Consider the following 10301-nt stretch of genomic DNA (forward strand, 5'->3'; position numbering starts at 1 on the left):
CCATAGGCTTGCGCCGATGGAATTACCAGGCGCCATTTTGCGCCGACCGGCATATTTTGCAGCGCGCTACGCCAGCCGCTGATCACACTATCAAGACTGAACCACTGCGGCTGACTGTTCTGATCGAACACGGTGCCATCAGGTAGACGACCGATATACAGCACCTGGACTTTGCCGTTCGGTCCTGCCTTCGCGCCAGTTCCGGGAGCCAGCTCGGTCAGCAATACTCCATCTGCCAATTGACGGACGCCAGGTTTGGTTTTTTCCTCATCGAGAAAGCGCCGCTCTTTTTCGAGGGCAACTTCGCTTTGCGCGACGGCGGGTTGCTCGGCGACCTGGGCTTCGTGCTCGGCAAGAATCTGTTCGATCTGCTCGTCTTTCAGCGCTAGCGGCTTACCTTGGTAGGCTTGCTGCAAACCTTCGAGCAGTGCCTGAAGTTGCAGGTCCGGAACCTCCTGGCGCAAGCGTTCGCCAAGGCTCGCACCCAAGCTGTAAGCGAGATCGTGAGCGTCATTTGTGGTGGTTTTTTCGGCGGCCTGGACCACGGAAAAAAACATGCACAGCGATAAAAAAAGGTAGCGCGACATAGGCACTCTCCGACCTGAGATGCGCAGGATTATGCCAGTGTGAATGCTCTCGAAGGTGAACTGGTTTTGCGTAAGCGCAGAACATTTTTACTTCGTTGCAACGCAGCGCTTTCGATACTGTCAACATGCCCTAGCGGCGGTTGCAGCAGAGGTCTAGTATGAGCCGCATTCACGTCAGCCAGGAGGTAAACCATGTCGGCCACCAAGAAGCCAGTAAATACTCCGTTGCACTTACTCCAACAACTCTCGGGCAGCCTGCTCGAGCACTTGGAAAACGCTTGTTCCCAAGCCTTGGCTGATGCTGAAAAACTGCTCGCCAAACTGGAAAAGCAGCGCGGAAAAGCGCAGGAAAAACTGCATAAATCCCGCACCAAATTGCAGGACGCTGCGGCGGCCGGCAAAGCCAAGGCACAAGCCAAGGCCAAAGATGCGGTGAAAGAACTTGAGGACCTGCTCGACGCCCTCAAGGCTCGTCAGTCCGAAACTCGCAGCTACATCCTGCAACTCAAACGCGACGCTCAAGAAAGCCTGAAACTGGCCCAGGGTGTCGGTCGTGTCCAAGAGGCTGTCGGCAAGGCGTTGTCCCTGCGTTCGGCCAAGCCAGCCGCGGCACCTGCGAAGAAAGCCGCTGCCAAACCGGTTGCTGCAAAAGCACCGGCCAAGCCTGCTGCGGCTCCTGTTAAAAAAACCGCCGCCAAAGCACCGGTAAAAGCTGCAGCGAAACCAGCCGCAAAACCTGCGGCGAAAAAACCAGTCGCTGCCAGCGCTGCGAAACCAGCAGCTAAAACGACAGCTGCCAAACCTGCCGCTAAGCCAGTCGCTGCCAAAACAGCTGCCGCTAAACCCGCTGCCAAAACCACGGCTGCCAAACCCGCCGTGGCGAAAACTGCAGCTGCCAAACCGGCCGCTAAACCTGCTGCAAAACCAGYAGCCAAAACTGCCGCCAAACCTGTCGCGGCTAAAACCGCTGCAGCCAAGCCTGCAGCCAAGCCTGCTGCAAAACCGGCGGCGAAACCTGCTGCAAAAACTGCAGCCAAACCCGCCGCTAAACCGGCTGCCAAAACTGCTGCTGCGAAACCTGCCGTCGCTGCCAAGTCAGCCACTGCCGCCAAACCAGCTGTAGCGAAACCAGCAGCCAAACCTGCCGCTGCCAAACCGGCTGCAAAACCTGCCGCCAAGCCAGCAGCAAAACCGGCCGTGAAAAAGCCAGTCGTTGCTGCAAAGCCGACTGCCGCACCTGTCGCCAAGCCAGCAACCCCGGCCCCGGCCCCAGCTGCATCGGCTTCGCCGGCTCCGGTAGCCACTACCTCGACAGCTTCGCCTGCGCCAGCGGCATCGTCGAGCACCAGCACTACCCCAACCAGCGCTTCCTAAGTGCCGGTTACCGCGACGCGCAGCTGATGCAGCGCGTCGCGGCTCAGGWTGGCGGCGCCTGCTGCCATACCTTCCAGCCAGGCCGTTGGATCGGTCGCTCCACACTGCGGCCAACTCTGCGCCAAACGCTCCAGTCGCAGCAACAAATGCCTTTCGGCTTCCATCTCCAGTGTCTTCACTTTTTCGCGCAAATCATCCAGACCGGCATCCTCGCTGGCAGCGGCTTTCCATTGCTGGCGCAAGGTGCGTAACGGTTGCACGACATCCACGTCCCAAGGCCCGGCTACATCGCGTAGCAGCTGCAAGCGTTGTTCGTTGCAGGCGACTCCACGTTGCCCCAGCCACAATCCACAGAGCAGCAGGCACACATTCACACCCGCTGCCTGCAATTGCAGGCAGGCGTGTTCAACGCCGGGAAGGGCGTAAGTGTCGAGGGAAAAGCTCCACAGGTCAGAGGACATAGTGCTACTCGCGCCAGTTGCGAGCGAAGCTGGTAGACTCCGCCGCCATTATGATTCGACTTCAGAACCTGACTTTACAGCGTGGCCCGCAACGTCTGCTAGAAGACGCCGAGCTGACCCTGCACGCCGGCCACAAAGCCGGCCTCATCGGTGCCAACGGCGCCGGCAAATCGAGCCTGTTCGCCTTGCTTCGGGGCGAGCTGCACCCGGACTCGGGTGACTGCTTCCTGCCGGCCGACTGGCGCATCGCCCACATGCGCCAGGAGGTCGACACCCTCGAGCGCCTGGCGGTCGACTACGTGCTCGATGGCGACCTGCGCCTGCGTCAGGTGCAACGCGACCTGGCGGCGGCCGAAGCGGCCCATGACGGCGCCGCTCAGGCCCGCCTGCACTCGGAGCTCGACAGCGCCGATGGGTACACCGCCGATGCCCGGGCTCGCAAGCTATTGGCGGGCCTTGGGTTCACCAACGAGCAAATGGACCGGCAAGTAGGAGATTTCTCCGGTGGCTGGCGGATGCGTCTGAATCTGGCGCAGGCTTTAATGTGCCCCTCGGACCTGTTGTTGCTCGACGAACCGACCAACCACTTGGACCTCGACGCCATCATCTGGCTCGAAGAGTGGCTCAAAAGCTACCCCGGCACTTTATTGCTGATTTCCCACGACCGGGACTTCCTCGATGCCGTGGTCGATCACGTAGCTCACGTCGATCAACGCAAGATCACCCTGTATCGCGGCGGTTACACCGCGTTTGAGCGGGCCCGTGCCGAACGTCTGGCACAGCAACAGCAGGCGTACGAGAAGCAACAGGCGCAACGTGCGCACATGGAAAGCTACATTGCCCGCTTCAAGGCCCAGGCCACCAAGGCCCGTCAGGCCCAGAGCCGGATCAAGGCGCTGGAGCGGATGGAAGAGCTGTCCGCCGCGCACGTCGATTCGCCGTTCGATTTCGTCTTTCGCGAATCGCAGAAAATCTCCAGCCCGCTGATCGATCTATCGGACGCTTGCTTGGGTTATGGCGAAAAAACCGTGCTGGAGAAGGTCAAGCTGCAACTGACCCCTGGCGCGCGGATCGGTTTGCTCGGCCCCAACGGTGCCGGTAAATCGACCCTGATCAAGAACCTCTCCGGTGAGCTCGAGCCATTGGCGGGCCGACTGACCCGGGGCGAGAACACCGTGGTCGGTTACTTCGCCCAGCATCAACTGGATTCCCTCGATTCCAAGGCCAGCCCGTTGCTGCACTTGCAGCGCCTGGCGCCAACCGAACGTGAGCAGACCCTGCGTGACTTCCTCGGTGGTTTCGACTTCCGGGGTGCACGTATCGATGAGCCGGTGTTGAATTTCTCCGGTGGCGAAAAGGCGCGACTGGCCCTGGCGCTGATCGCCTGGGGCCGACCGAACCTGTTGCTGCTCGACGAACCGACCAACCACCTGGACCTGGAAATGCGCCTGGCGCTGACCATGGCGTTGCAGGAATTCAGTGGCGCGGTTCTGGTGGTCTCCCACGATCGTCATTTGCTTAAAAGCACCACCGACAATTTCTATCTGGTGGCAGACGGCAAGGTCGAGGAGTTCGACGGCGACCTGGAAGACTACACCCGTTGGCTGGTGGAGTACCGTCAGCGCAACGTGCCGGTCAGCAATACCCCGGTCAACCCGGACAAGACCGACAAGAAAGCCCAGCGCCAGGCCGCCGCCGCGTTGCGTCAGCAACTGGCACCGCACAAGCGCGAGGCCGACAAGCTCGAAGCCGAGTTGGGCAAGCTGCACGAGAAACTGGCGAAGATCGACGCCAGCCTCGGCGACAGCGATATTTACGAGCCGGCACGCAAGAACGAATTGCGTGATCTGCTGGCCGAGCAGGCCCGGCTGAAGGTGCGTGAAGCCGAGCTGGAAGAAGCCTGGATGGAAGCGCTCGAATTGCTCGAAAGTATGCAGGCGGAGCTGGAGGCGCTGTCTTGATGGAGGCCTTCAAGCTGCCGTTGCCGGCGATGTGGGTCGAGCCGCTCTGGCTGGTCGTGCAAATCCTGCTGATCCTGCTGGCCGGCTATGTCGCTCAGCGCGTCGTCGCTAAAGGCCTGACTCGCTTGGGCGAGCGTTACCCGTTCCCGCCGCAGTTCTTGATGCCGCTGCGCGGTGGTTTGCGTTGGCTGATCATGGGTAGCGCGCTGATCTTCGTGCTGGAGCGTCTTGGGGTGTCGGCCACGGTGCTCTGGACCGCGTTGTCCGGCTTCGTGGCGGTGGCTGCCGTGGCGTTTTTCGCCATGTGGAGCGTGCTGTCCAATCTGTTGTGCGCGATCCTGATCTTCACCGTCGGCCCATTCCGAATCGGCGATGTGGTCGAGTTGGTGGACACCACCGACAAGCCGGGCGTCAAGGGCCGGGTGGTGGCGATCAATCTGCTCTACACCACGCTGATCGAAGCCGAAGAGCTCGGTACCGGCAGTGCCATGGTGCAAGTGCCCAACAGCCTGTTCTTCCAGCGCTCGGTTCGACGCTGGCGCGGTACTGATGTATTTCCTTCAAACGGGTTCGAAAAGCAGGCTCGATAGGACGCTACCGCCGTCAACGCTGGTCGGCAGTCACTCTGTCCTGCAAAAAATCGGTAGTCATTGGTCGTAAGGCGCATTAGCTTAGACGTTTGTCACGAGTCTGAGTCGAGGTGTGCAATGCTGCTTCAAACATGGCTGGCATTTTTTGCCGCCTGCTGGGTAATCAGTCTTTCCCCCGGTGCCGGCGCCATTGCGTCGATGTCCAGCGGCCTGCGCTACGGTTTCTGGCGCGGTTACTGGAACGCCCTGGGTCTGCAACTGGGCCTGGCGTTGCAAATTGCGATTGTCGCTGCCGGTGTCGGTGCGATCCTCGCGGCCTCCGCCACTGCCTTTTATGCGATCAAATGGTTCGGCGTGGCTTACTTGGTCTACCTCGCGGTCAAGCAATGGCGCGCGCTGCCCAATGAGATGAGCGACGACGCTGCCATTCGGCAGATCGGCAAGCCGATGGCGCTGGTGTTCCGCGGTTTTCTAGTGAACGTCAGCAACCCCAAGGCTTTGGTGTTCATGCTCGCGGTGCTGCCGCAATTCATCGATCCCCACGCGCCGCTGGTGGCCCAGTACCTGATCCTCGGCGTGACCATGATCTGTGTCGACCTGATCGTCATGGCCGGCTACACCGGGCTGGCGGCCAAGGTCCTGCGTTTGTTGCGCACGCCCAGGCAGCAGAAACGCATGAACCGCACTTTTGCCGGGCTGTTCATCGGCGCGGCGGCATTCATGGCGACTTTGCGCAAAGCAGCGACATAAAGCTTCAGGCACAAAAAAGGCGACCTATTGAGGTCGCCTTTTTCATTACTACAGAGTGGCCAGTCTGAGATCAGTGCAGAATCACCGGCGCCGTATCTCGCGGCAGGTTATTACGCAGCGGTGCCTGCCCCGGCTGCTCGTAACCGCCACCACCGAGCTGTTGGCTCAGTTGTGAAGCCACGTCTTCACCCAACGCCTTGGACACGTCACGCACCACCCGTGGGCGGTTCAGGGAAACCCGGATGTCCCGGCCATTCACCAGTTTGGTGTCCTGACCTTCGCCCATCGCCGTGAAGGCCGAGGTGATCTCGAAGGTCTTGGTGTTGATCAGGCTGAAGTCCGCCACCAGCGTCAACGCCAGCACCGCCGAGTAACTGTCGGTGTTGGCCAGCTCGTTCATGTCGCGGGTGAAGTCGATGTCTGACACGGTGCCGAACAGCACATAGTCGGCACCCTTGAAGCTACCGGCCTTGATGCGCTTGATCACGTCATACACGTCGCCTTTGGACGATGCCGTGTAAGGCGTGCCCTGCACCAACTGGAACATCCCGGTGCGCAGGATCTCGCCCTTGATGTCGCCGGTGAATTTGCGCAACTCGCCTTGCTCGATGTAGCTGTTGGTGGCTTCGTACTCTTCGTAACTGGAAGAACCACTGGCGCCGTAATAGCTCTGGCTATGGTTACTCTGTGCCGAAACAGTGTGGACGTATTGCTCCACGCGCTCCTGGTACGCCAGATCCGCTACTGCAACTTTCGGGGCCGCTTGCACGCTGAATGCGCAAGCCAGGGCCATCATGCCAATCCATGTGCGCATCGATTAACGCTCCGTGGTTTTGCGGATCTCTTTTTCGTCCATCCACTCGGCCAGACCGCTTTCAACGTCGATCAATTGCAGGCTGAATTTGTAGAAGACGTCCTTGTAGTCGCTGCTGCGCTTGACGATCGAGCTGATCGAACCTTCAAGACGGTATTGGGCGGCAATCATGTTGCCGGTCTTGGCCACGGTGCTCTTCTTGTACAGGCCGCTCTGGTTTTGCAGCTTGAGCTGGTCGACCTGGCTCTGCATTGCGGTGTTGTCGCTGGCGAAACGGGCGACGCCGGACTTCATCAGCTGGGTCTTGATGCTGGTAGTGATTTCGCGGGTATCGATGTACTCGCTGGTCTTGTTCTTCACGTCGTAGACCTGAACCACCGGACGGCCTTGCAGGATGCCGGACTGGGCCAGGGAGCGGGTCATGGATTCGGCGATCATCTGCAGGTCGGTGGAGCCGAACTCGTTGGTCACGGTTTCCACGGCTTTGGTGTCGCCGTAGCTGATGTTTTTGCTGCCCAGCGTCGGCGAAGTGTTGGCGCAACCGCTGGCCAGGAGGGCGATGACGGCGATGAACGAAAAGCGTGCAAACATGGGAATGCTCTCTAGAACTGAACGAATAGGGTGTCGGGCTTAAGGCGTTTTGATTTCGAGACGGAAATCCACGGCTTTGGCGGTTGGCGCAATGGCCTGGATGAAACTGGTCTGCTCGCCGTACATCATCTGGCTTTTCCAGGTTTCCTCTTCGGCAACCGGGAAGCCTTCAGGGCCGAGCCAGGCAAAGCGGTAGTAGAAGGTCTTGTTGTTGTAGCTGGTGTTGCTCAGCTGTGCGTTGACCGTCATAAAGCCGTTTTCCCGCGCCACGCGCATGGCGCCGACCACGATGTTCTTGAGCTTGCCCATGGCCACGACCTTGCTGGCAGCGCTGCCTGGCTCCGGTGGTGGCGGGGTGGCGCAGCCGGCCAGCAAGGCCAGGGCGACGACAGTGATGAGTTTGAAGCGCATGCAAAGACTCCGTTCTTAAGGTTGTTTGAGGCTGGCCACGGTGGTCGGGTTGGCGCTCGGGATCAGATGAGCGGCCTGGCCGCTGGCGAATACCTGATTGCCCACGGCGCGCAGGCTGATGACCTGATAGCGCTGATCCACAGTGATCTTGACCACCGAACCGCCCACGGCGCTCGGCAGGGTGACTTGGTGCTCGCCTTTCTTCAAGCGTAGACGCACGACTTGAGTGGTGTCTGGCAGGGTGCGCCATGTACGGGTATCGGCACCTTCGAGCACCGCTGAAGAGATCCCGACCGCAAGACCCGCCAGTGGGTTGGATTCGTTGATCTTCTTCTGAGCCACGCCTTTGGTCACGGCACGGACGGTGGTGCGCAGGATGATGCCCGGCATGTCATCACGCAGCGCGCGGCGGGACATGGCGGTGGTGCTGTTGAGTTGCGTCAGGTTCACCTGCTGACCGTCTACGCCGATCTGGGCGAAGGGAGCGGTCGAGGTGTCCGGCTTGATGACCGGGAACGACAGCGGTGTGATCACCACCTGGTTGCTGATCGGCAATGGCAACGGAATGCGGATCGAGTCGCGGGACGGCGCCAGGCCGCTTTGCACGACGATCAGGATGTCGCTGTCCTCGTCCTTGGCGGGTTTGTCGAGATTCACCAGCGCCTGTTCCAGCAGCGGGGTGTTCGGGCGCAATTCGGCGGCCTTGCGATAGCCCGGTGCAGCCAGGTCTTTCTCGCCCAGGGCTTCATAGACGAAACCGGCCAGGTAATGGCTGAACGCACTCTGGTAGCTGTTTTTCAGGCTGACCACTTCTGGCGCGTCGAGGCTGGCCACCGGATAACCCTGGAGATCCTTGTACTGGGTTTTGACGCCTTCCTTCTCGGCCTGCTCTTCGCTCTTGAGGTATTCCTTGTCGCGCAGGTCGGCGATCACCGCTTCACGTTCGTGAGTTTTCTTGATCGCGGTGCGCGCGCCGTCGAAGTCGTTCACCGCCAGCAGGTTGAGGGCCATCTGCGTGGTCAGCATGACTTTCTCGTAGTCGTAGCCTTCGTAGCGACGGACTTTGTCATTGACCAGGAAGCTGCCGAACTGAGCCAGGTACTTTTCGGTGTCGAGCTTGACCGAGTCTTCCCACTTGCCCACCACCTGATCGGCGCTGCTCCAGGCATTCTGGCTGCCGGACAAGTCGCCCTTGGCGCGCAGCAGTTCACCCTTCTCGAAGTAATAGAGCAGGTCTTTGTCGGCGCCGGTGTTGTTCTTTTCCAACAAGGTCAAGGCGCCGTCGACGTTGCCGGCAGCCAGTTGCTGGTTGGTTTGTGCCAGTTCGGAATCGTAGTTGCGAAAAGCCGAACAGCCGGAGAGCAAGGTGACAGCGCTGAGCGCGATCGAGGTAAGGGCGCGAGAGGCCATAGGGGGTACTTCTTCCCTGAGTATAAGCAGCCGCGCGTGCTGGTCGGGCTGTTGGGACCCATCGGCAGGGAGACTGGCGCCCTGCCAATTCCTCATAAAAAGAGGAGCTTAAATGCCGTATCGCGAGAACGACGGCGCGGCATTATAAACAGGGATGCTGGCTATGTAATGGCTTTTTAATTGTATGTTTTCACAACGTGCCATTACTTATTTCTGGCCTGATACCGGCGCTGGCGAGGTTTGCACATAAGTCTTTCCGACGACGAATGCCACGGTGTTTATTGTGCGCAGGTTGATGACTTGAAAGTCGCGGTCGATGCGCAGGGTTACCGGCGGGGTGCCGGGCGCGTTCGGCGCGCTGAACAGGTGTTCACCTTTTTTCAGCCGCAGACGCGCGACCAGGGTTTTGTCCGGCAAGGTACGCCATGTGCGGGTGTCGGCCTCCTCGAATGGGTCTTCGCGCGTGACCACCAGCGATGCTTTGGCCGGGTTGCGTTGGTTTTCCTCAGCCTGGCCGATAGCCGCCATGTTGGCGCGGAACATGGCCCGCGAGATGATGGCGGGCATATCATCACGCAAGGTGCGCAAGGCCATGTCGGTGACGCTGTTGAGTGCGGTCAGCGGCCGTTTTCGACCATCGACGATGATGTGGTCGAATGCTGGCGTGATGGTGTCCGGGATCATCACCGGGAAAGAAATCGGGGCAACGATCACCAGATTTTCGTTGAGCCGTACCGGAATCGGCACGCGCACCGAGCTGCGTGCCGGTGCCAGGCCGCTTTGGACAATGATTAACACATCACTTTCATCGGCTTTTGCCGGCGGTTTGTCGAGATTGCGCAACGCCTGCTCGAGAAACGGCAGGTTCGGGCGCAATTCAATTGCCTGGCGATAGCCCGGCGCGGCGAGATCGCGTTCGCCGAGGGCTTCATAGGTGAAGCCAGCCAGGTAATGACTGAAGGCACTCTGATAGCCGTTTTTCAATTCGATGACGGCTGGCGCATCGAGGGTGGTCACCGGGTAGCCTTGCAGATCCTTGTAACGTACCGAAATGCCCTGGGCCTTGGCCTGCTCTTCGAGCTCTTCGTATTGCCGCTCGCGCTGGCGGGCAATCAGTGCTTCGCGTTCGTGGGTTTTCTTGATGTCGGCGCGGGCGCCGTCGAAGTCATTCGCAGCCAATTGGTTGAGGGCCATTTGCGTGGTCARCATGACTTTTTCGTAATCGTAACCTTCGTAGCGACGCAGTTTGTCGTTGACCAGCATGGTGCCCATTTCATTGCCAAACCGTGTGAGCAGTTTCATGGCCCCGGAGGGCACCGCTTCTTCGCGCTGGAATACCATCTGGTCAGCGC

At 59.8% G+C, this 10301-nt stretch carries 11 protein-coding genes; 4 read left to right on the forward strand and 7 right to left on the reverse strand.

The features are described from left to right. A partial coding sequence (locus tag AC1DLB_RS10250) for an FKBP-type peptidyl-prolyl cis-trans isomerase N-terminal domain-containing protein (protein ID WP_477784956.1) occupies positions 1-587 on the reverse strand: 587 nt, incomplete at its 3' end. Between the two features lie 192 nt (positions 588-779). Here AC1DLB_RS10250 and AC1DLB_RS10255 point away from each other — a divergent pair. Then, entirely contained in the window at positions 780-1961 is a 1182-nt protein-coding gene (locus tag AC1DLB_RS10255) for an AlgP family protein (RefSeq protein WP_477784957.1), read from the forward strand. Here AC1DLB_RS10255 and AC1DLB_RS10260 read toward each other — a convergent pair. Then, positions 1958-2422 carry a TIGR02444 family protein gene (locus AC1DLB_RS10260; protein ID WP_477784958.1) on the reverse strand — a complete coding sequence of 155 codons (465 nt, stop codon included), beginning with the start codon at positions 2420-2422 and terminating at the stop codon, positions 1958-1960. The two genes, AC1DLB_RS10255 and AC1DLB_RS10260, sit on opposite strands and share 4 nt — an antisense overlap. Before the next feature lie 50 nt (positions 2423-2472). On the opposite strand from AC1DLB_RS10260, the gene AC1DLB_RS10265 reads away from it, so the two are divergent. From AC1DLB_RS10265 to AC1DLB_RS10275, 3 genes are all read left to right on the forward strand, one after another. Next, positions 2473-4383 carry an ATP-binding cassette domain-containing protein gene (locus AC1DLB_RS10265; RefSeq protein ID WP_477743597.1) on the forward strand — a complete coding sequence of 637 codons (1911 nt, stop codon included), beginning with the start codon at positions 2473-2475 and terminating at the stop codon, positions 4381-4383. Then, positions 4383-4973, forward strand: a complete 591-nt coding sequence (locus AC1DLB_RS10270) for a mechanosensitive ion channel family protein (protein ID WP_019650132.1) — start codon at positions 4383-4385, stop codon at positions 4971-4973. The genes AC1DLB_RS10265 and AC1DLB_RS10270 overlap by 1 nt, the downstream gene beginning before the upstream one ends. A 117-nt stretch (positions 4974-5090) precedes the next feature. Then, positions 5091-5723, forward strand: coding sequence for a LysE family transporter (locus AC1DLB_RS10275; RefSeq protein WP_018927553.1), 633 nt, complete (start codon positions 5091-5093; stop codon positions 5721-5723). Between the two features lie 70 nt (positions 5724-5793). Here the strand turns inward: AC1DLB_RS10275 and AC1DLB_RS10280 are convergent, their stop codons facing one another. The 5 genes from AC1DLB_RS10280 to AC1DLB_RS10300 form a co-directional block, all read right to left on the reverse strand. Continuing rightward, a complete protein-coding gene (locus AC1DLB_RS10280) occupies positions 5794-6537 on the reverse strand; it encodes a hypothetical protein (protein WP_018927554.1) in 744 nt (247 codons plus the stop codon). A 3-nt stretch (positions 6538-6540) separates the two neighbouring features. Further along, entirely contained in the window at positions 6541-7128 is a 588-nt protein-coding gene (lpoB, locus tag AC1DLB_RS10285; protein ID WP_007941608.1) for a penicillin-binding protein activator LpoB, read from the reverse strand. A 39-nt stretch (positions 7129-7167) separates the two neighbouring features. Then, on the reverse strand, positions 7168-7539 hold the full coding sequence (locus tag AC1DLB_RS10290) for a YcfL family putative periplasmic lipoprotein (protein WP_018927555.1): 372 nt from the start codon (positions 7537-7539) through the stop codon (positions 7168-7170). 15 nt (positions 7540-7554) lie between these two features. Continuing rightward, the gene (locus AC1DLB_RS10295) at positions 7555-8949 is read right to left on the reverse strand and encodes a COG3014 family protein (RefSeq protein ID WP_477743598.1); all 1395 of its coding nucleotides are present in this window, start codon (positions 8947-8949) and stop codon (positions 7555-7557) included. A gap of 207 nt (positions 8950-9156) precedes the next feature. Beyond that, positions 9157-10301: COG3014 family protein (locus tag AC1DLB_RS10300; protein ID WP_477784959.1), on the reverse strand; the 1145-nt coding region annotated here is incomplete at its 5' end.

Source organism: Pseudomonas sp. 05N434 (assembly GCF_056396965.1).